Raw genomic sequence first — 21,644 nt, 5'->3', positions numbered from 1 at the left:
GCACCAAAATAATGCATCTCCTATAAAGACTATAAGAATTAAATTAATAAGAGGTATAAATTCCTATTTGCACAGTTTCAGATAACTGAGAATTTTAATTAAAAAATTCTTTCATTTCATATTGAAGTGGTGGCATTTTTAAATTTAAAATTTTTCTTTTTTCATTATAATGAATTATATAATTATCTACAATATTTTTTACTTCTAAAATATTTTTACAGTGTGATAATTCTGAGTTCTCGGTTTTAAGAATTGAAAATTGATTTTCAATCGGTGAATTATCTAAACAATTGCCCCTTCTTGACATGCTTATATTTATGCCGTGTTTTTTTAATAATTTTTCATAAGCTTTTGAAGTGAAATGAATACCTTGATCAGAATTAATAGTTAATTCACCTTTGATTATTTTTCTTTTAATAATTGCTTCTTTGATACAATTATTTACTCAATTTACTGTTGGAGTTGTTGTTAAAGAATAATTTACTATTAAATTACTAAATAAATCCTTGATTGCAAATAAATATACTCATTCTGTGATTGTTTTAACATACGTAATATCAATTGATCACTTTTGATTAGTTTTTTCAGCTTTAAAATTACGTTTTAATAGATATTTATGTCGAATATGTTCATTTGTCATTTTTAAGAAATGATTAATTTTTTTTCTTTTTTTAATTCTTACACTAGAAATTATATTAGCTAATTTCATATAACGATAAACTGTTGAATTCGACACATTAATTTTTTGCTCTTCCAAAGATAATTTAATTTGTCTGTGTCCTTTAATACTATTTTCTCTATGAATTGCTTTAATTATTTCATATATTGAATAATCAATATTTGGTTGATATTCATCACAATTTTTTGAATATTTATTTCAAGTATCATATGAAATTCTTAATTCTTTTAAATATCATGATAAAGTAATTTTTAAAACTTGCAATTCTGATTTAATAAAAGCAATTTGTTTTCTAATGTTTGTTTTTGTTTTTATCTTTGGAAGAGCTTCAAGCTTTTTTAAAACCTCATTCTCAGCTTTTATTCTTTCATTTTCTTTTTTTAATAAATAGTTTTCACGTTCTAAGGGTTTTTTAAACTTATTTAATTCAAAATCTTTTCGCTTTTTTCGTTCTTTTAGAATTTCTTTATTTTGTTGAAATTGATGTCAATATCTAGCAAAAATTTCGCAAAATTATTTAATTTATAATGTTTGTAATGTATATTGATTATTTCAAGGATGATTTGGTTTTGGTTTATGTGCTTTAGATTTGGGAACTTTGTTTTCAATATTTTTAATAGGAACCGTAATGTATTCTAATAAATTATATATTTGATTGTTATATTTTAAATATAATGTTTCATCAAATGCTTTAATTACTGTAATTTTTGTTTTTGAATTAAAGACTTTTAACTTTTTATTATTATAAGCGATATATTTTTTATTGTTATAACTAATTGATGAACCATTGTCTGTTTGTCGCGTTGAAGTGATTGATAAAAATAAATTAATTTTGTCATTATTAGGAGCGTCAACAAAGACAGAATTGTTATAATCAATAGGAATGGCAAATTGTTTATTGAATTTGGTTATAAATTCTTTTAAGAATGTATTTGCTTCTTCAATAGTGGTTACTCCTGCGAGAATTAATTCATTTTTCAAGCGATCTTGTAGAGTGCCTCATAAACGTTCAATTCGTCCCTTTGCTTGGGGAATTGAAGTAGTTATGATTTCGACACCTAATTCATCACAGCATCGGCTGAATTGAGTAAAGGTGTCTTTTTCTTCGGTTTTATCACTACTTTTTTGGTATGTAAAGATTGTTCGTTTATCGGTATAAAATGTCATGGGAATTCCATAATTTCGTAAAATTTGATGTAAAAAATTATAATAACCTTGTAATGTTTCTTGATAAGCAAAATATAATCCAACAACCGTATTTGTTGTATCATCAATTGCGCCATGTAAAAATCATTTTGGACCATTTGGTCCTAATCAATGATGTTCACTGTAATAGTTCGCCGAAACATTTTCGACGTTCTCTTAAAGGGTGGGTTTTATCTTTTTTCTTTATTTTTTGCTTTCGAGGTGTTTTAATTTGATTTAAGGACATTAATTTGTATAAAACTGAATATGAAATGTTTATTCCTTCATTTTCGATTAATTTTTCTTTGAAATGAGTAAAATTAAAGCCAATATATTTAGTTTTATATAAATTTATAATCTTTTCACAAATTTGTGGATTTGTTTTATTGTGAGCTATCCTTCCACGAGAATGGTGAGCAAATGATTGACTATTTTGTGGATCATAAAGTTTTATAAGTTGTTCAATGCGACGAATTGATAAGTGTAAAATATTTGCAGCTCTTTGCTTTGATATTTTATTGTTAATAATTTTTTCAATTGTTTTGTATTTATGTTGTTCTTTCATTGTTAGTTTTCTTTCCGATGTTATCACCATTTTTAATTTTAAATGGTTGCGAAATTTTTGTTAGATAACTATTACGAAATTATCACAAGATAAGGACATTTTGTTGAAATTGATTTACTCATTTTGAAATAGTTGCTAAACTAATATGATATTCTTTTGCTATTTCACTATAAGATTTATTGTTAATTGAATATTCATTAACAATTTTTTCTTTAAATTCAAAAGAATGATCTTTAGACCCTTTTATTTTACCTTTAGCCATATAAAAATGTTTCTCCTAACTTTATATATTAATAATAATCTAGAAAAATTTTTATTTATATATCTCAGTTAAAAGAAACATTGCAGTATAAATTCCTATTTGTATTTTTTCTTTATGAATTAATTTGCAATGATTATCATAGTATCGCAAGAAGTCTAATAAAGTGTCCCAAATATATTTACAATTCAGGAAATATAAATTTGCCGTTTGTATCTACACAACGTCATTCATATTATTTGCCTCCTTTTCTTTTTGTTTCTTCTTTGGCTTCATCCTTTTTCGTTTGGTCGATGTCTTTTGCGGTTTTTTCAGCAAACGCTTTCGCTTTTTTCTTGCGGATTAGTTCGCAAATAAATGGTATAACTACAAATTTTTTCAATAATCACCCAAGAAGCAGTAGTCCTGATAAAGAACCAACAATAATTCCAACAATTCCTCATCCCGTTAATCCTTTTTTGTCATTGTTTGATGCGTTGCTGTTTTCAATTTGTAGGTTAAAAACATCTGATTTAACATCATTGTATTTAACAACATTATTAACTTTGTCACCGGGTTTAAACTCATTTTGGTTTAGTTCAAACCCCACCTTGTTTACATCATAATTGCTTGTATTTACCCCATCAATTGTGATGTTTGATGGAATTTGGGTTTTTAAATGTGCTACCACTTGCTCGGCTGTCAACGGTTCTTTTGATGATAATTTACCATTTGTTTTAAACCAATCAGCAACAGCTGTTGCAAGTTGACTATCCCTTGCTAGTTGCTGTCAATTTTTGCTTTCTTCAAACAACTTATTCAGTTGACTAGCAGTATAACCACGGATATTGTCGTGTTCATTTGCTTTTGATCATATTTCAAATTGCTTGCCATTATCTGTATCAAAATATTTTGCTATTGCTTGTTTTGGTGCAATTTGTAAATAAATGTTGTTACTATGTCCTAAATTGTCAGATAATTCAACGATATATTTATCATCATTTGTTGCCAACTGTAACCCATCAAGTTTAACCCCAGTAATTACATTGCTTAGGGTTGGTTTAACCATTGTGATAACACTTTCACTATTTGCATAGTATAAAGTGTTAACTGGGTTTGTGATACTGTTTTTATCAATTTGTCCAACATAATCAATATCAACTTGTGTTGATGGTGATGTTGGTTTTAAATCAATTTTTAAATCAACCACCGTTGCAGGAACTACATTGTATTTAACAACAACGGAACCCGTATAACTTTTGCTATCTTTTTTGGCAGTTAAAGTTGCCGAATGCATATCTTTTTTTTCAATTGCAATTTGTGAAAAATCAACTTGACGAGATTTTTTTTGACTAATTGCTGAGATGATAGTTTTGTTGTTGTTATCTAAAATATTGCCTAAGTTATTATCAGTACCAAATTTAATCACATCACTTAAATTTTCTTGAACTGATGGGGGGTTTGTTGGCGGGTCAATTTTGGCCTGCATAGAGACAATAATTTCACTGATGTATTGTTTTCCATCCAAAGTAAAAGTTACTTGTAAATTATGATCTCGTGGTGCAGTTTCGGGTTTCACATTGATTTTCCAGTGTTTATTTGTTTGTTCTTGTTGGATATTATCAAACACAACTTTATCAATGTTCGGGTTCGCAATATCAATGTTTAACTCCCCATCAACCGCAATCAAGTCGCTTCGTGTTCAAATTTTCGTTTTACTACTATCCACCAACGCAAACTGACTTTGTTCTTTTGTTCATGACAAAGCAGTTTGTAATGTATAAACACCATTTTCTGTTCCAAAATATAAATTACCATTTAAACTTAATGTGGCAGATAAAATATAATTATTAATACCTTTTATTTGTTGTCGTATTGATGAATCTTTTTTCATCACAAATAAATTTTTGTTTATACTAAAATAAATATCGTCTTGAACACTAAAAATTATATTTCTAATATTTCCTTTTACTTCAATTTTAATTGGAGCATTTGTCCCGTGTTTTAAAATATAGGCATATTTTTTTCCTCCAATAATTAAATCATTGCTTTTATTTACAGATATACTATTAATTTGTTCAATAAAGTTAAAATTTAAAAGATTTGCTTTTGTATCACTACTATTTAAATAATAAATATTAAAATTTGAAGCAATATAAATAACATTATTTATATAATTAATTACTATTGATGAAATATATTCATTTATACCATTTATTTTAATTGGAGTGTCTGAATTAACGGCTAACTTATAAACATTTTTGCCTGTTCCAAAATAAACATTATTATTGTTATCAACTGCAACAGAAACGACAGTACCATTAATACCGTTTATTTTAGTTGGTTTTGTTTCACCTTGCTTTAAAAAAAAAGATCCGTTTTCTGTACCAAAATAAATATTACCCAAATTATCAACTGCAAAGGATTTTGCATTTTTGCCTATATTATTAAAATTAGCGAGTGGTAGGTAATCGTTGTTTGAGTTAGTCATTCCAATATCACGTTTTACACGAACTAGTGTTGTGTTAGCTAACAATGGTACGGTAACGATCGTTGCTAACGTTGATATAGTTAATAAACTAATTAATTTTTTCATTTCTTTGTTTCCCTTCTAATAAATAAAAAATAAAATATCACACCGCTGATATTCCCATAACCAATTACATTTAAAAAACCAAATTATAATTAATTATTTTTAAGTTATATTTTTGTTATAATTTTCTATGTAAGCACAGTGACATCAAAATTACTTGTGTTTCTATTTTTTATTTATTTAATTACAAAATAATTATATACCTTTTATTTTTAATTTTGTTTTTTAATTTTGTAGAATAGACTGCACCCAAAAAAGTAAGTAAAGAAAAAAAGTCTTTGCTAAACTTTTAAAGGAGGTGCATTTTTATATGGCAAGAAAAGGACAAAAATTTAATAAATATACAGCAGATTTTCGAAAAAGGATAGGACAAGAGGTTAAAAATAATAGTATAAGTTTTATTGCAAAAAAATATGCAATTAATAAAAAAACTATTGCTTCATGGTATGAAAATTTTAAGAAAGGAATTTTAAACACCAATAAAGGTCCAAAAGAATCATTTGAAAAAAGAGATTTAAACTATTACAAAGTTAGGTATGAATTACTAAAAAAGCTTCATGACTTTTACAATTAAATAAAAGAAAAATTGTATTTTTTATCAAAGAAAACCTTAATAAATATCCACTAAATTTATTACTTGATGTAACAGATTTAAAGCGTAGTTATTGAGATAAATATAAAAATTATTCAAGTAATGGTAAGGATAGCGAATCATTAAAAAATATTGTAAAAGTCTATGAAGAAAATTTAAAACAATTTGGTTATCGTCGAATTACCAAATATTTAAAAAAAGATTATGGCATTGTTTATAATGCTAAGAAAGTATTACGAATTATGAAAGAAAATAATATTCAAGCTGAATATGTAAAGCGTATGCGTAGAAAAATATTAATAAAACAAAATAGAAATGCTGAATTATACTTGTAAGTGCAAGTAAATAAAATTGCAAAAAATCTCATATAAAAATTTTATGATGCTAAGTTTATTTTAGAAAAAATAAAGCAAGGAGTTTTTATATGGGATATAAACATCTTGGCATAGATGAAAGAATTTATATTGAGAATCAATTGAAGTTTAAAATAAAAATTAGTGAAATAGCTAAAAATCTTAATCGAAGTATTAGTACTATTATTCGAGAAGTTAATAGAAATAAAGATAATAATCATTATTTTTCATTAATTGCACAAAATAAAGCAGAAAATAGAAAACAATCACATATTTATTTTCATAAGTTTAAAAATAGAGAATTAGTAAAATATGTACAACAAAAATTATTATTAGGTTGATCACCCGAACAAATTTATGGCAGAATTAAAAATTTTCATAAAGAATGAATTATTAGTTTTAAAACAATTTACAATTGAATTTATTCTGGATTACTTGAAAAAGTTACTAATAAAAATTTAAGAAGAAAAGGTAAGAAACGAAAATATCAAGAAAATCGGGGTAAATTTAATGGTAAATCAATTAAAGAACGAAATGCTAATGTTAATAATCGCGTAACTCTTGGTCATTGAGAAGGTGATACCGTAGTATCATCACGAGGTAAAAGTAAATCATGTTTAATAACTTTAGTTGAAAGAACATCAAGATTTACTTTAGCAATATTAGTTGAAAATAGAACTACTAAAGTTATTAACGAAAATATTAGCCATTATTTATCAATTCTTCCAAATAATCTTGTTAAGACTATAACATTTGATCGTGGTAAAGAATTTGCTAATTGACAACAACTTGAAAAAAATTTAAATGTGAAAATTTATTTTGCTAATGCATATTCACCCTGACAAAGAGGTACTAATGAAAATACTAATGGTTTAATTAGAGAAAAATTTCCTAAAAAATTTAATTTTTCAAATACTACTAAAAATGCAGTTCATAAATTTATATTGTCTTTAAACCAAAGACCAAGAAAAATACTAAATTATCTTTCGCCAATCGAATATTTGGTTAGAAAAATAATTTAGTTGCACTTAACTTTACAATTTGGCAAATAAAAATATAATTAAATATCCTGATTTAGTAAATCGTAATTTTAATGATATTAAAGAAAGATTTTCAATTTTATTTACTGATGTAACTTATTTAATTTGAAATGGTAAAAAACATTATCAATCAACAATAATTGATGGATATACTAAAGAAATTATTGATGTAAAATGATCAAAATTTAATAATAACAAACTTGTAATTGATAATTTAAAGATTGCATTGCCAAAGTTGGGGAAAATAAAAAAAGTTTTCAATATAATTAAGTTTGAAAAAAATTAGAAAGAAAACTATCCTATGAATATTATAACTATAATCCAAGAGTTTTTAAACGAAAATAATAACTCTTTTATTGATTTAATTAATGAAATTAGCCCCAATATACCTATTACAGCACTATTATCCTATTTAAACAATGAAATTAGTTCTGAAGCTTGAATACTATTTAAAAATATTTTTGAATATATTGATAACTATATTTTTAATAAGGACTGACGCAAAGCACGTTATATTCCAAAAGGATTTTATCAACGAACTTTGGTTTTTCGTAATGGTGAAGTTACTTTTAAACGACGAAAATATATCTTAAAACCAGAATTTCAAGTGGCAAAAAAACCAAAAACGGTTTTTTTACTTGATATTCAATTAGGGATTGAAAGTTATCAGCGACTTGATTATGATTTTTCGTTAGAAATAATCAGCAAATTAGGCATAAATTTTAGTTATCAAGATATTTGTAATATGTATCGGAATGCTAACATAACAAAAAAAACAATTTTTAACCTTATTAAACGGTTTGATATTAAACATTTGTTAGAACTAATGCTAGATGAACCAGATACAAAACTAAAACATGATGGGGTTATTTATATTGAAACCGATGAAGCATATCGCAATGCCATTAGTTATCAAATCAAAAAACGATTAAAAATTAAGAAAAGAATCCGTTTAACCGTCTTTCATACTGGTTATAAAGATCCTAAAACAATACGAAAAACAATGCATAATGTCAAATTTCTAGTAACAATGACTAATGAAGTTAAAAAAATTAACTCTAAAAAATACTGACAAGGAATTAAAGAATTTATTAACTTAAATTATGAATCACCCTAGACAGCTAAAATTATTGTGCTTGGTTGATGGTGCACAATATATTTCAACGGTTGAAAAACACATCAATGTTGAATTTATCATTGATCATTTCCATGTTATTAAAAAAATTAAAGATTGTCTCCGTGGTCCACGATATTATAAACGTTATTTATTTAATAAAATTAGAAAAGCAATTCTAAAATTAAACTGAAACAAGGTTACAAAATACCTTGAATGAGCTTATCAGCTTGTTAAAACCGAAGAAGCGAAAGGAAAGTTACAAGAAATATCTAATTATTTAAGAACATACTATGGAGCAATTCAAAAATGAAAATATCAAGAAAATATTGGTTGTCGCATTGAAAGTTATATTGCTCGAATTATTAAAGTAATGTTTCGTTCAAAACCAAAAATATTTAATTAAAAAACGATTTACAAAGTAATGTTATTAAAACAATTTACAGCTAATGGGATTAATCCCTTTCAAGAACTAACAGAAATTAAAAATCTTCAAGTAAAAAATGAACAAATTACTTGAAGATTAATATTTAAAAAGATGAATAATCCAGAAGTTAAACAATATAACTTACCAATATTCACCGCTTCTACATTATCAAATACTAAAACTCTTTTAAAAAAAACAGTTTATAATTATTATTAGAACTTAATTCTGAAAACTTTTCCCCAACATTTTACAAGCTGCCTAATTTAAATGATGCAATTAATAAAATTAAAAAAATAAAAAAAGAGATAAATAAAACAATAATTCATTCAGATCACGGATATCAATATACATCTAAAGATTATAATAGTAAATGTTTAGATAACAAAATTATAATTTCAATGGGTAAAAATTATCATTGTGCAGACAACATTATTATTGAAAGTTTTCATTCATTACTTAAAAAAGGAACAATCCATAATAAAAATTATAAATCTCATAATGAATATATTAATGATGTTAAAAAATGAAATAAATGATATTCAAACCAAAAAGAAAAATATATAATAAATGAAAGTTTGTAAACCTTTTTATTAATACTTACTAAACAGGGTGCAGTCTACTATCTCCTAACTTTATATATTAATAATAATCTAGAAAAATTTTTATTTATATATCTCAGTTAAAAGAAACATTGCATTTTGTCGTTTTGTCCTGTTGTTTATTTTGCACCGCTTCAATTCCCAATAGTGGTTTACCTTCCATATATTCTAAACTAGCCCCACCACCAGTTGAAATATGGGTAAATTTATCTTTATAACCTAATTGAATTGCCGCAGCGGCAGAATCTCCCCCACCGATTAAAGTAAAGGCCCCTTCTAATTCTGCAATTGCTTCACAAACTGCTTGGGTTCCAATTCGATAATTTTTAAATTCGAAAACTCCCAAGGGACCATTTCAAGCCACTGTTTTTGCATCAGCTAATTCTTTTTTAAATAATTCAATTGTTTTAGGTCCAATATCTAAGCCCCTATAACCATCGTCAATATCAACGCCAATAGTAACTTTCGCTGGAACATCGGCAAATTCTGACGCTTCTAAAGCGTCAATTGGTAAAATAATTTTCCTTTTTCCTTTTGCTAAAAATTCTTTTGCAATCGCCACTTTATTACTTTCTAACAATGAATTACCAATTTTGTGTCCTTGGGCAGCAAAAAATGTATAAGCCATCCCTCCACCAATTAAAATCTTATCTGCTTTAGTTAATAAATGATCAATTACGCCAATTTTGTCAGAAACTTTCGCTCCCCCAATAATTGCCACAAATGGTTTAACTGGGTTATCAACCCCTTGTGATAACATTTTAACTTCTTTTTCAACTAAAAACCCTAAACATGATTCGGTAATGTTGGCAGCAATCCCAACATTTGAAGCGTGCGCACGGTGAGTAGTTCCAAAGGCATCATTAACAAAAACATCCCCTAAACTTGCTCAATATTTTCCTAGTGCAGCATCATTTTTACTTTCTCGTTTTGCATTTGTTTTTCCATCACTATCAACATTAATTTGACCATCACTATTAATAATGTCCGCAAAGCGGGTATTTTGGAATAAAATAACATCCTCATTATGCATTTGATTAATCGCATCTTCTAATTCTTTGCCTTCAAAAGCATTAACAAATTTAACTGGTTGCCCTAATTTTTGTTCTAACACTTTTGCAACTGGGGCCATATCATGTTTTTCTAAATCAGCTGCTGTTTTTACTTTTCCTAAATGGGAAAATAAAATAACTTTTGCCTCTTGCCCTAACAAATATTTAATTGTTGGCAACGCAGCAACGATACGATTATCATCTGTTACTTGTCCACCTTTCATTGGAACATTAAAATCAACACGAACTAAAACTTTTTTTCCATTAACTTGAACATCTTTTAATTCTTTTTTGTTCGTCATAAATTCCTTCTCACTTTCTTTTTTTATCCACTATATATCTTACCGTAAAATTACCGTTTTAATTACAACTATCAAGATATTCTAAGGCAAACTGGGCTGCTTTAGCTCCATCACAAACAGCTGTTGCAATTTGCCGTAATGTTGTATTAGTAACATCCCCAGCAGCGTATAATCCTGGGATTGCTGTTAAACATTTATTATTAATAATGAAATAACCTTCTGGATTTAAGACCCCTAATTTGGCAGCAAAACTACTAGTTGGAATTGCCCCAATATATGGGAAAATCGCACTCACTGTTAATTGTTCAATTTTCGCTGTCTTAACATTTTTAATAACAACCGCTGTGACACGATTTTCGGCCACATCCTTAATTTCGGTTATGACCGTATCAACAATCAAATTAATTTTGGGATTTGATTTTACCTTCGCAACAATATTATTATCAGCGCGGAACTTATCACGACGATGAATTAAAGTCACTTTATTAACAAACCGCACTAAATAAAGCGATTCTTCAAGCGCCGCATAGCCACCGCCAACAACAACGACATCTTTCCCTTTATATAAAGCTCCATCACAAACAGCACAATATGAAACCCCGCGGCCTTCTAATTCTAATTCACCAGGCACGCCTAATTTTCGTTCAACCGTTCCGGTTGCGACAATAACTGCTTTTGCCAATACTTCTTTTTTTGAAAATAGCTCTAATTTAAATAAATTATCTGTTTTGGTAATGTTCATTACGCGATCGGCAAGATAGGGGATTTTTAATTTCTGAGTTTGTTGAAACATTTTTATTGCTAAATCAGGACCTTGAATACTCTCAAAACCAGGATAGTTTTCAATTTCACTTGTCTTTGTTACTTTGCCACCAGGAGCCCCTTTTTCAATCATCGCGATTTTTGCCATTGCACGAGCCCCATAAATGGCTGCAGTTATCCCGCCAGGACCAGCCCCAATTACTAAAATATCATATATTTCATTAGTATTGTTTTTCATATAATCATCCGACTTTTCTTCATTTTCTAACAGCTATCCATTGGGCAAATAATATTAAAATAATACCAACAACAATCATTAAACTAAGAATAATATAGTCTAATGTTCGCATATTTTTTAAAAATAAATCATGGTCATCTCGTTGTGTTTCTAAAATTATCCGAATTAAATTATAACCAGCAATGTACATTCCCGCTTTAACACCACAACGTAAAATCTTTAATTGATGTGGATTTTCTATTTTTTCTAATGCACGAACATCCGCTGTAAAAATTTGTTTTAACCTTGCCCCACAATATTTTCATTTAGATTTCATCACTTGCTTTTTTGTCATCTTATTTTTATTTTTAAAATAAACTTTATGTAAATTTACTTGCTGTGATAAGTTAGTAACAATCATTAGATCAGGTTTTACATCATAATATCATTTTCCCCAAACGCCTTTTCACGATAACTGTCTAAAATCGGATTCTTCTTTTTTAAACAGTCAATAGTAACTATAACGAAATATTAATGGTAATGCAATCACAATTAAAATTCACAGTAAAATATTCGCAAATGATTCATATAAGAATATTGGTTGAAAATATTGAACATTAGCAAAATCAGTGGGGTCAACACCATTGCCATTTAAACCAATTGCCTTGGTTGGATGAAAATTATCGGGCACTGGTATTGGAACATATCATTTAAAAAGGTTGTCCCGAATAAAACTTGGCAATCACATTAACTGTTCCCGAGCAATTGGACTTCCTAACAACTCATGATTAAAAAAGTTCCCTCAACGACCAATCGCCTGGGCTGATAAAATATTTGGCACAATTAAATCAGCATAAACCCATAATGAAATATTATGCTTTCATGATTCAAACCCAAATCAAATTCAACCAGTAATTAAACCAACAATTAACCCTCCATGAATACTCATTCCGGGTTCTCAAAAGGCAAATAAATTAAAAAAGAAAATTTGATTCTTAACATCATATTTGCCAAACAAACTGGCTCCTAATAAAGCAATTGGGGTAATGACAAAAATTCCTCAGTAAAAACCTTGGGTTGGAATATCACGTTTCCGAAAATTAACCCACGACAAAATAATGGTAATTGCAAAACCACAAAAAATAAAAAGTCAATATGGACGAAATCAATTTCCATAAGTATCATGGGCAATTCATGTTGCTAAATTCACTGCGTAAACTCCTTCTTAATTCTATTTTGAATATTCTTCAAAACGCTCTTGTAAAATTTTTAGGCAAGAAATTCCCGCTTCATCTAACTTCAATTTTGAAACTGCCGTCTCAACCAATTCACTAACATTCCGACCATAGGTAACTGGAACCGTAATAATTGGGACTTTTGTATCTAAAATTTTAATATATTTATATTCAATCCCTAACCGATCAATTGATTTATATTGTTCATCGTCTAAATGAATTAATTCAATCACTAAATCAATTTTAGTTTCATCTAATAACACTTGTAAACCATAAATTTTACTTAAATCTAAAATTCCTAAACCACGAACTTCAATTAAATTTTTTAACATTTCATGGGATTGCCCATATAAACGATTATTTCGCTGCTTAATAATAATACGATCATCCCCAACAAATAAATGATTCTTTTTAATTAATTCCAATGTCATTTCTGATTTTCCAATCCCAGATTTTCCTCTTAACAAAATTCCTTTCCCAAAAACATTAATTAACGAAGCGTGCTCTTCTGTTGCTGGAGCAAAATGTTCATCAAAAAATTCTAAGACTAGTTGGTATAAACGACTTGTTGTAATATTGCTAGCACGAACAACGGGGCAACTATGTTTTTCCGCAATTTCTAATAATATTTTATCCGTAAACTTTTCCGTTAAAATAATCATCGGAATGTTTTCATTTAAAATATATTCATACCGTTCTTTTTTTACTTTTTCACTTAAGGTGTTTACAAATAATTGTTCTTTATTTGATAATAAAATTACTCGACGATTAATATTATTTTTTTCAAAATCAAAGCCAGCTAATTCTAACCCTGGCCGGTTAATACCATAAATTTTAACAGCCCTATTAATACCATCTTTCCCTGCTAAAACATCATAGCCAAATTTATCAACAATATCTTTTACAATAAACTTTGTCATTCTCAGTTCCTCCCTGTAAATTAATACTATCACAAATTGTTATTCTGCTTCAATTTCAATAATAATATCGCGTAATTCCGCGGCGCGTTCAAAATAAAGTTTCTTACTTGCTTCATACATTTCTTTTCGTAAATCAGCTAACAATGCTGTTTTCGCTGTTTGATATTCTTTTGATTTTTTATTTTTAATCTTCTGTAACTTATCTTCTTGGCGTTTAATATTAGTATAATCACGAATACTTTTAATAATTGTTGTTGGCGTAATATGATATTTTAAATTATATGCTTCCTGAATTTGACGACGACGCGCTGTCTCTTGCATTGCTTTTTGCATTGCATCAGAAATAGTATCAGCATATAAAATAACGTGCCCTTCCGCATTCCGCGCTGCCCGACCAATTGATTGAATTAAACTACGTTCATTACGTAAAAAGCCTTGCTTATCCGCATCAAGAATACAAATTAACGAAACTTCTGGAATATCAATTCCTTCCCGAATTAAGTTAACACCCACAATACAATCATAAACACCTTTTCGTAAATCAAGTAAGATTTGACTACGTTCTAAGGTTTTTAATTCACTGTGTAAGTATGCAACTTTAATATTTTGTTCTTGTAAATAACTTGTTAAATCTTCAGACATTCGAATTGTTAACGTTGTAATAAACACCCGTTCATTCTTTTTCAAACGGATTTTTACTTGTTCAATAATATCATCAATTTGCCCTGTTGTTGGTTTTATTTCGACGGTTGGATCTAATAAACCTGTTGGTCGAATAATTTGTTCAACAACTTTGTGATCAACCAATTGGACCTCATAATCACCGGGTGTTGCTGAAACATAAATAACATTTTTTAATTTATGATTAAATTCATCAAAATTTAAAGGACGATTATCCAATGCACTTTTTAAACGAAAGCCATAATTTACTAATGTCTCTTTTCGACTTCGATCAGTATTATACATTGCCCGAATTTGAGGTAACGACATATGGGACTCATCAATAATAGTTAAAAAATCATCACCAAAAAAATCAATCAAAGTATAAGGGGCTTCCCCTTCTGAACGTAAATCTAAATGACGCGAGTAATTTTCAATCCCTGAACATATGCCACTTTCTCGTAAGGAATCTAAGTCATATTCTGTCCGTTGTTTTAATCGTTGAAACTCAACAATTTTTCCATTTGCTTTTAATTCTTCTAACCGAACTTTTAACTCCGCTTCAATTCATTTAATTGCTTTGACTAACCGTTCTGGTGAAGTAATATAATCTTGCGCTGGAAAAATTGTTACCGTTGATAACCGTTGAATAACATCACCTGTTATTCCATCAATATAAGCTAAATCATCAATTTCATCACCAAACAAATCAATGCGGATAAAAGTTTTAATATTTCATCCTGGAACAATTTTAATAACATCCCCTTTTGCACTAAAACTACCGGAAATTAATTCAATATCATTACGAACATATCCTGATGATACTAAAAAATTAGCTAAATCCTTTTTACTAATTTTTTGATTACGAGCAATTTGAAGAAAAGATTTTTTATATTCATTTGGATCTTGCGCCCCATAGATCGCAGCAACCGATGCGACAACAATTACATCTTTACGTGTTGTTAGCGCATTAAAAGCACTTAACCGCATCATATCTAATTCCATATTTTGGCGAGCATCTTTATCAATATATAAATCTTTCCCTGGTAAATAAGCTTCTGGTTGATAAAAATCAAAGTTTGAAACAAAATACTCAACACTATTATTGGGAAACATTTCTTTTAATTCAACATATAATTGCATTGCTAATGTCTTATTGTGGGCCATTACTAACGTTGGCTTTTGATAATTTTCAATAACATTAGCCATCGTAAATGTTTTTCCCGTTCCAGTTGCTCCTAATAAAACTTGATGCTTTTTATTTGTTAATAAATTGGTAGTTAATTTTTCAATTGCTAATGGTTGATCACCTGCTGGTAAATAATTTGATGTTAATTTAAACATTGTCCCACTACTCCTTTACGCCTTTGTTCCCTGTTCTTTAATTATATCAATTTTCCGACTAATTATTTTAAAAACCTGAATTGTAAATATATTTGATTGCGTTGCCAAAGTTGGGGAAAATAAAAAAGAAAGTTTTCAATATAATTAAGTTTGAAAAAAATTAGAAAGAAAACTATCCTATGAATATTATAAATAGAATCCAAGAGTTTTTAAACGAAAATAATAACTCTTTTATTGATTTAATTAATGAAATTAGCCCCAATATCCCTATTACAGCACTATTATCCTATTTAAACAATGAAATTAGTTATGAAGCTTGAATACTATTTAAAAATATTTTTGAATATATTGATAACTATATTTTTAATAAGGACTGACGCAAAGCACGTTATATTCCAAAAGGATTTTATCAACGAACTTTGGTTTTTCGTAATGGTGAAGTTACTTTTAAACGACGAAAATATATCTTAAAACCAGAATTTCAAGTGGCAAAAAAACCAAAAACGATCTTTTTACTTGATATTCAATTAGGGATTGAAAGTTATCAGCGACTTGATTATGATTTTTCGTTAGAAATAATCAGCAAATTAGGCATAAATTTTAGTTATCAAGATATTTGTAATATGTATCGGAATGCTAACATAACAAAAAAAACAATTTTTAACCTTATTAAACGGTTTGATATTAAACATTTGTTAGAACTAACGCTAGATGAACCAGATACAAAACTAAAACATGATGGGGTTATTTATATTGAAATCGATGAAGCATATCGCAATGCCATTAGTTATCAAATCAAAAAACGATTAAAAATTAAGAAAAGAATCCGTTTAACCGTCTTTCATACTAGTTATAAAGATCCTAAAACAATACGAAAAACAATGCATAATGTCAAATTTCTAGTAACAATGACTAATGAAGTTAAAAAAATTAACTCTAAAAAATACTGACAAGGAATTAAAGAATTTATTAACTTAAATTATGAATCACCCGAGACAGCTAAAATTATTGTGCTTGGTTGATGGTGCACAATATATTTCAACGGTTGAAAAACACATCAATGTTGAATTTATCATTGATCATTTCCATGTTATGTATCATGTACGATGAAGCGGCAAAAAACAACTCTTGTTAAATAAAAAGGGTTGTTTTTTTATTTGTAAACCCATAATTATTAATTAATTCAGAGAAAGGGCAGCATCTTAAATTCTTAAAATAGAAACTTTTTATCGCAACTTTAAGTTAACGAAAAAGTTGTATTACACATTTATTAAATATCTTAGAAATTTTTACAAAGTGTACCTTTTTTTCTCCAATTTTAAGGTGTTGTCCTTTCTCTGTTTTAGTTAATTAATTTGGCTAATAAATAAAAAAACTTAATATTAAAGGAAGGAGTAAGTAATGGAAATTAATACGCAACAAACAATCTGTGATGTTGATAATTGCTATAAAGCAATATCATTAATTACCGAAGAATTTTTATCAAATAAAGTTTTATGAACTTGTAAAAAACATAAAGATTTATTAAATCGTACAAAAGATAAAAAACAAACGCGGTTTTATAAAAAATTAGAAAATTCAAAAATTATCTTTGATTGAGAAACTGGTTCTTTTAAACTTTGATTTTATAAAACAACTTAATGCAGTGTGGGACGGTTATTTTAAATAACTAAGTGCTTCCATAAGAACATGAGTTTAAGCTCATTCCCACAGCCAGCCGAGGCAAGTACTGAAATAGTGTATGAGGAAAAATGTAAATCGGCGCTGGTTATATTTAAACTAAGCGATAGTCGTGATAAGTGCAAGGTCAACATCGAACGACAATAAAAATAGAGATGGACACTTTATAAATAAATTTGCGATAGACATTGTCCCATCGAGGATGGCAGCGGTTCTACAAACCACAACGCCAGCACCAGGCTCTTCAAGGTGCAAGTGAATTTATTTTAAAAACTGAACGTTTTGACTTGAAATAGTGCGGATGAAGAGAGAGAATTCTCTGGCTTTACCTCATAAAAACAACTGTCTATTATCTAATAATAAACAAATATTAAATATATTATCGCCACCGCTCACCCCCAGTGAAGCGGATGGCGTAGTAAATAAATAGATAAATACTTATATAACTAATTCTCGCTTTGGCACTTTCACTTGGGAGTGAGTGCCAGCGAATTAAAAATAGGAGGAAATATAATGGAATATAAAAGTTTGTATATTAATAAAACTTGAAGTGAAATAACAACATCATTTGATTGAGTGAATTGTCAACCTGTTAATTGTCGTATTTCTCATCATAAAAATCATTATGATTTACAGTGTTTAGAATGAGCAAAAATGTACTTAAATTTATTTGAAGATAAATGAGACGTTATTGCTTCTTATATGCAACATTACAAAATTAACGATATTTTAGATTTAGCATCAGATGGTTGAAAAATATTACAAATTGAGAAAAAAATAAAACAAATAATTTAGAAGGTTTATATGAAAAAGTTAAATAAAATTTGTCTTAAACAAAGATATTGAGGTTATTGTTTTCATAAAGAATGCAATAAAGAAAATAAATTGAATGAATTAATGCTTAAAAGTTATCCAGTTTCATTTGAAGATATGACTGATGAACATTGAGCATTAAACAATAAAAATAATTAGGAGGAATAAGAAAATGTCATATTGTATTAGTGATTACTTAAATGAAAAATGAATTAATAATAACGCATTAAAAATTAGTAATAAAGATATTATTTATGCACAAATTGATAGTGACTATGATATGAGTTGAGAATTAAATTTATATCTTAAATTTGGTAATGAAGAGCGACATGTAGGTAATATTTCATTGCCAAAAGATTTTGATTTAAATTTAAAATGATATGAAATTGATGAGGTTAAAGGTTTAATAGATGATTATTTAGAAGATGAAGAAGCAGACTACGAAGTGATAAATTATGAATAATATGTGAAAAGATGAAAGTGGTTATGTTTATAGCGAAGAAGATTTATTTAATATCGCATTAGAAGAATGTTGTTCAGAAGAGACTGCTTACGAATATATTGATAATTTAATTATGGATATGAATTTGGAGGAAATTTAATTATGGCAGATTTAAAGTTAAATAATCAAATTAAAAATATTACCTATCCATTTTATTTAAAAGGTAATGATTTTAAAGAATTAAGTTTAAAAGCATTACCGATTAAAAATTGAATTGATAATCACGGTAAAGAATTAGCAGAGTTTATCTATCGTCATCTTAATCATTATGCATTAAATGGTTATCAAGATATACATTTAAAAGATATACCCAGTGCTATTAGTAAAATTGATTTTGTTTTTAGAGAACCATTAGAATTAATAAAAGATTTTAAAGATGAATTAAATCGAATTAGAGTTAATATTATTAATTTAGAAAAAGTACTTCAAAATAATAAAATTGAAATTAAAAATAGCCTAATACAAGTTCAATACTTAAAACAACAACAGTTTATTCAAACTAAAAAACAAGAACAAGAAAATCGGGTTGAATATGCTAATAACTTAACGCCTGATATGGGGTTAGACATGGACCAAATTGAAGATGAACAAGTTCGTGTTATGGAAGATGTAGCAAAAATAGAACAAGATTTAGAAAAAACTACTAGTAAATTTCGGAAAGAAAAAATATTAATTAAAGATATTGATATTTTGGGTGTTAATGATGATTTTTTACAAAATGCTGATAAATTAGAACTTATTAATTTAATTAAAAATTATTTAATTGTTGATGAACAAATTGTTAAAAACGAAATTAAAAAACAATGAGATAGTAATAAAAACATTAATACTATTGGTGTTAATGGAATTAAATTCAAAATAAATAAAGGAGAGAAATAATTATGAATAATCAAATGGGAATAAAAGAATTAGTAGCAACAGCAGTTAAAGCATATGAATTAAATGTTAATGCTAAATATTTACAAGAAAATTTAATTTCTTTACAAGAACTAAAATTAAAAAATAATCAAAGTTATATGAATTTAGTGGGTAATGCTGATAATGGAAAAATTACAGCCTTAGGAATTATTAATTTAAGTAATAAAGGTTTAATATTCGGAAAAGATTTTAATATTATTCCATTTAAAAATAAATTAACAACTATTATTGATAGTAGTGTGTTTCAAAAAAGAATGGAACAAGAAAATTGAATGTTAAAACGAGGAATTATTTATAAAAGTGAAAAATTTGTATGAGATACCGATTTACAAAAACCAAAATTACATGAAATAGATTTTATGACAAATACCAGTCAATATGAAAATATTATTGGTGCTTATGCTTTTGGAATTAATCGTTTAACTGGTGAAACAAAAGGAATTTTATTAAGAAAAGCCGATATTGACCGTTTAAAAAATAGTAGTCCAAGTGGAAATAGTGAATATTCGCCTTGAAATAAATGACCAAAAGAAATGGTTGAAGCAAAATTATATCGTAAATTAGCCCAAGAATTAGGTGTAGATATTACTGACATTGATTTAGATGAAAAAGAAATTAAAGAAGATGGTAATTTTGATTATATACCTTTTAATGATATTACTGTCGCCAAAAATAAGGGGCATATGAGCGATGAACCCTTATAAAACAATATAAATACCTCATCTTATATAGAAATAGCGGATACAAACAATAATGTAGTTAAAGAAGAAGATATCTCTAATGTAGTACCAACAGTTAATAATAATGATGAAGAATGAGCAACTTGATAAAAATAGGTATTGACCCATCAGGGACTGGTACTACTGCTATCGTTACTTTTAAAGATAATAAATTAATTGATAAATCCGAATATACACATTATGATTTAATTACACAACCCGATATTATTTTAGATGTATTAAGACCAGATGCAATTATTAATATTGAAGATTGTTTATATACATCTGCTAATGCAAGTAAAGATAGGGATGATTTATTAAAAGTAATTGGAACAGTTAAATACAATACAAAAAAAGTACACAATATTAATTGAGTATCACCAAAACACACTAAATCAATTGTTAAAAATATGGAAAATTTAAGTAAATATAATGACAGTTGTATATGAAAATTTGATAAAGATAGTAATTTAATTTATCAATATGGTAAAGGTTGAAAATATAATAATGAGAAAATAAGTAATCATTTACGAGATGCAATTATTATTGCTAATTATGAGGTTTAATATTATGAAAAAATCATATAATCAAAAAACAGGAAAATATTATTCTTGTAAAATTCGAAATGTTAATATTTACTTAAATGAAAATGAAGAAAAAGTTTGAAATAAATTATCTAACTTTGATACTTATTCACAACGAATAGAATATCTTATTAATTTTTATATAAGTCACAACAAAGAAAAATAAAAAATAACCTTAATTGGTTATTTTTTTAAATACTATTTGTTAGTTGTCTAATAGCATCTTTTTGTGCTTGTTTTTTGTCGTTTACTTTAACTTGTTTTTTAACATTTTTAATTTGACCTGTTTTAAGGGCTAATTCTGTTGCATAATCAGGTCCTCGTAAATGTTTTTCGTGGGCAATAACAGCAGTTCTTAATTCTCTAAGTTCTGCTTTATATTTTTTAATTTTTTTAGCAGATAATCCAAGAATGCCAATACTACCCATTCCACCAGCGCCAGCTAACACAAGTAAAGCAATCATTAATGTTTCATTCATTTTTTTGCTTCCTTTCTTATCCTTACTTAAACAGTGGCCATCCATTCTTTCAGAACAAAATAATTTATAAAT

The 21,644-nt window shown here is 27.4% G+C and carries 28 protein-coding genes and 1 pseudogene; 18 read left to right on the top strand and 11 right to left on the bottom strand.

Translation table 4 applies throughout. The features are described 5' to 3' along the window. Positions 1 to 94: 94 nt before the first annotated feature. From ACQH23_RS00355 to ACQH23_RS00335, 5 genes are all read right to left on the bottom strand, one after another. The gene (locus ACQH23_RS00355; protein ID WP_425379269.1) at positions 95 to 1,084 is read right to left on the bottom strand and encodes an IS3 family transposase; all 990 of its coding nucleotides are present in this window, start codon (positions 1,082 to 1,084) and stop codon (positions 95 to 97) included. A gap of 117 nt (positions 1,085 to 1,201) precedes the next feature. Further along, positions 1,202 to 1,846: a hypothetical protein gene (locus tag ACQH23_RS00350; RefSeq protein ID WP_425378499.1), complete on the bottom strand. Its 645-nt coding sequence runs from the start codon at positions 1,844 to 1,846 to the stop codon at positions 1,202 to 1,204. A gap of 37 nt (positions 1,847 to 1,883) precedes the next feature. Beyond that, complete coding sequence (locus ACQH23_RS00345; RefSeq protein WP_425378498.1) at positions 1,884 to 2,429, bottom strand: hypothetical protein; 546 nt, start codon at positions 2,427 to 2,429, stop codon at positions 1,884 to 1,886. A 79-nt stretch (positions 2,430 to 2,508) separates the two neighbouring features. After that, a complete protein-coding gene (locus ACQH23_RS00340) occupies positions 2,509 to 2,691 on the bottom strand; it encodes a transposase (RefSeq protein ID WP_425378497.1) in 183 nt (60 codons plus the stop codon). Between the two features lie 232 nt (positions 2,692 to 2,923). Beyond that, on the bottom strand, positions 2,924 to 5,263 hold the full coding sequence (locus ACQH23_RS00335) for a hypothetical protein (protein ID WP_425378496.1): 2,340 nt from the start codon (positions 5,261 to 5,263) through the stop codon (positions 2,924 to 2,926). A 307-nt stretch (positions 5,264 to 5,570) separates the two neighbouring features. On the opposite strand from ACQH23_RS00335, the gene ACQH23_RS00330 reads away from it, so the two are divergent. The 8 genes and pseudogenes from ACQH23_RS00330 to ACQH23_RS00295 all read left to right on the top strand — a co-directional run bounded on the left by ACQH23_RS00330 (position 5,571) and on the right by ACQH23_RS00295 (position 9,367). Then, positions 5,571 to 5,834, top strand: a complete 264-nt coding sequence (locus tag ACQH23_RS00330; RefSeq protein ID WP_425377728.1) for a hypothetical protein — start codon at positions 5,571 to 5,573, stop codon at positions 5,832 to 5,834. Continuing rightward, positions 5,801 to 6,073, top strand: a pseudogene (locus tag ACQH23_RS00325) (hypothetical protein); the annotation flags it as partial. The gene ACQH23_RS00330 and the pseudogene ACQH23_RS00325, both read left to right, overlap by 34 nt. Positions 6,074 to 6,276: 203 nt before the next feature. Next, positions 6,277 to 7,227 (top strand): IS30 family transposase, encoded by a 951-nt coding sequence (locus ACQH23_RS00320; protein ID WP_425377887.1) that lies wholly within the window; start codon positions 6,277 to 6,279, stop codon positions 7,225 to 7,227. Between the two features lie 19 nt (positions 7,228 to 7,246). Then, the gene (locus ACQH23_RS00315) at positions 7,247 to 7,531 is read left to right on the top strand and encodes a hypothetical protein (protein WP_425378495.1); all 285 of its coding nucleotides are present in this window, start codon (positions 7,247 to 7,249) and stop codon (positions 7,529 to 7,531) included. A gap of 15 nt (positions 7,532 to 7,546) precedes the next feature. Next, positions 7,547 to 8,362, top strand: coding sequence for a UPF0236 family transposase-like protein (locus tag ACQH23_RS00310; RefSeq protein WP_425378494.1), 816 nt, complete (start codon positions 7,547 to 7,549; stop codon positions 8,360 to 8,362). After that, complete coding sequence (locus tag ACQH23_RS00305; protein WP_425378493.1) at positions 8,349 to 8,765, top strand: UPF0236 family transposase-like protein; 417 nt, start codon at positions 8,349 to 8,351, stop codon at positions 8,763 to 8,765. Before ACQH23_RS00310 ends, ACQH23_RS00305 begins: the two co-directional genes overlap by 14 nt. Before the next feature lie 18 nt (positions 8,766 to 8,783). Continuing rightward, positions 8,784 to 9,002, top strand: a complete 219-nt coding sequence (locus tag ACQH23_RS00300) for a hypothetical protein (protein WP_425378492.1) — start codon at positions 8,784 to 8,786, stop codon at positions 9,000 to 9,002. Positions 9,003 to 9,184: 182 nt separating this feature from the next. Next, positions 9,185 to 9,367: a hypothetical protein gene (locus ACQH23_RS00295; RefSeq protein WP_338955504.1), complete on the top strand. Its 183-nt coding sequence runs from the start codon at positions 9,185 to 9,187 to the stop codon at positions 9,365 to 9,367. An 85-nt stretch (positions 9,368 to 9,452) separates the two neighbouring features. Here ACQH23_RS00295 and ACQH23_RS00290 read toward each other — a convergent pair whose 3' ends face one another. Genes ACQH23_RS00290 through uvrB form a run of 5 tightly spaced genes read right to left on the bottom strand, consistent with a single transcriptional unit; the run spans position 9,453 to position 15,877 of the window. Beyond that, positions 9,453 to 10,739, bottom strand: a complete 1,287-nt coding sequence (locus ACQH23_RS00290) for a phosphoglycerate kinase (protein WP_425378491.1) — start codon at positions 10,737 to 10,739, stop codon at positions 9,453 to 9,455. A gap of 58 nt (positions 10,740 to 10,797) precedes the next feature. Next, the gene (locus ACQH23_RS00285; RefSeq protein WP_425378490.1) at positions 10,798 to 11,739 is read right to left on the bottom strand and encodes an NAD(P)/FAD-dependent oxidoreductase; all 942 of its coding nucleotides are present in this window, start codon (positions 11,737 to 11,739) and stop codon (positions 10,798 to 10,800) included. Then, complete coding sequence (locus tag ACQH23_RS00280; RefSeq protein WP_425378489.1) at positions 11,723 to 12,928, bottom strand: prolipoprotein diacylglyceryl transferase; 1,206 nt, start codon at positions 12,926 to 12,928, stop codon at positions 11,723 to 11,725. The genes ACQH23_RS00285 and ACQH23_RS00280 overlap by 17 nt, the downstream gene beginning before the upstream one ends. Before the next feature lie 21 nt (positions 12,929 to 12,949). Continuing rightward, positions 12,950 to 13,873 carry an HPr(Ser) kinase/phosphatase gene (gene hprK, locus ACQH23_RS00275; protein ID WP_425378488.1) on the bottom strand — a complete coding sequence of 308 codons (924 nt, stop codon included), beginning with the start codon at positions 13,871 to 13,873 and terminating at the stop codon, positions 12,950 to 12,952. A gap of 39 nt (positions 13,874 to 13,912) precedes the next feature. Then, positions 13,913 to 15,877 (bottom strand): excinuclease ABC subunit UvrB, encoded by a 1,965-nt coding sequence (gene uvrB / locus ACQH23_RS00270; protein ID WP_425378487.1) that lies wholly within the window; start codon positions 15,875 to 15,877, stop codon positions 13,913 to 13,915. Positions 15,878 to 16,056: 179 nt separating this feature from the next. Between uvrB and ACQH23_RS00265 the strand changes: the two genes are divergently transcribed. The 10 genes from ACQH23_RS00265 to ACQH23_RS00220 all read left to right on the top strand — a co-directional run bounded on the left by ACQH23_RS00265 (position 16,057) and on the right by ACQH23_RS00220 (position 21,259). Next, positions 16,057 to 17,016: a UPF0236 family transposase-like protein gene (locus ACQH23_RS00265; protein WP_425378486.1), complete on the top strand. Its 960-nt coding sequence runs from the start codon at positions 16,057 to 16,059 to the stop codon at positions 17,014 to 17,016. 262 nt (positions 17,017 to 17,278) lie between these two features. Continuing rightward, on the top strand, positions 17,279 to 17,518 hold the full coding sequence (locus ACQH23_RS00260) for a hypothetical protein (RefSeq protein WP_425378319.1): 240 nt from the start codon (positions 17,279 to 17,281) through the stop codon (positions 17,516 to 17,518). Positions 17,519 to 18,034: 516 nt separating this feature from the next. Continuing rightward, complete coding sequence (locus ACQH23_RS00255; protein WP_425378225.1) at positions 18,035 to 18,352, top strand: hypothetical protein; 318 nt, start codon at positions 18,035 to 18,037, stop codon at positions 18,350 to 18,352. 9 nt (positions 18,353 to 18,361) lie between these two features. Continuing rightward, positions 18,362 to 18,529 (top strand): hypothetical protein, encoded by a 168-nt coding sequence (locus ACQH23_RS00250; protein WP_425378226.1) that lies wholly within the window; start codon positions 18,362 to 18,364, stop codon positions 18,527 to 18,529. A gap of 13 nt (positions 18,530 to 18,542) precedes the next feature. After that, positions 18,543 to 18,833, top strand: coding sequence for a hypothetical protein (locus ACQH23_RS00245; RefSeq protein ID WP_425377634.1), 291 nt, complete (start codon positions 18,543 to 18,545; stop codon positions 18,831 to 18,833). Further along, positions 18,826 to 18,972 carry a hypothetical protein gene (locus tag ACQH23_RS00240; RefSeq protein WP_425377635.1) on the top strand — a complete coding sequence of 49 codons (147 nt, stop codon included), beginning with the start codon at positions 18,826 to 18,828 and terminating at the stop codon, positions 18,970 to 18,972. The genes ACQH23_RS00245 and ACQH23_RS00240 overlap by 8 nt, the downstream gene beginning before the upstream one ends. Positions 18,973 to 18,974: 2 nt before the next feature. Next, a complete protein-coding gene (locus tag ACQH23_RS00235) occupies positions 18,975 to 19,751 on the top strand; it encodes a hypothetical protein (protein WP_425377636.1) in 777 nt (258 codons plus the stop codon). Positions 19,752 to 19,753: 2 nt separating this feature from the next. Further along, positions 19,754 to 20,494 carry a recombinase RecT gene (locus tag ACQH23_RS00230; RefSeq protein WP_425378485.1) on the top strand — a complete coding sequence of 247 codons (741 nt, stop codon included), beginning with the start codon at positions 19,754 to 19,756 and terminating at the stop codon, positions 20,492 to 20,494. Between the two features lie 110 nt (positions 20,495 to 20,604). After that, entirely contained in the window at positions 20,605 to 21,075 is a 471-nt protein-coding gene (locus ACQH23_RS00225) for a hypothetical protein (RefSeq protein ID WP_425378484.1), read from the top strand. A gap of 4 nt (positions 21,076 to 21,079) precedes the next feature. After that, positions 21,080 to 21,259, top strand: coding sequence for a hypothetical protein (locus ACQH23_RS00220; protein ID WP_425377672.1), 180 nt, complete (start codon positions 21,080 to 21,082; stop codon positions 21,257 to 21,259). Between the two features lie 25 nt (positions 21,260 to 21,284). On the opposite strand, the gene ACQH23_RS00215 is transcribed toward ACQH23_RS00220, so the two are convergent. Continuing rightward, entirely contained in the window at positions 21,285 to 21,617 is a 333-nt protein-coding gene (locus ACQH23_RS00215) for a hypothetical protein (RefSeq protein ID WP_425377673.1), read from the bottom strand. Between the last annotated feature and the right edge of the window lie 27 nt (positions 21,618 to 21,644).

Origin of the sequence: Spiroplasma endosymbiont of Polydrusus pterygomalis, from assembly GCF_964030635.1 — a bacterium.
Classification (GTDB): Bacteria; Bacillota_I; Bacilli_A; order Mycoplasmatales; family Mycoplasmataceae; genus Spiroplasma.
This window is presented reverse-complemented; position numbering and strand designations above follow the sequence as displayed.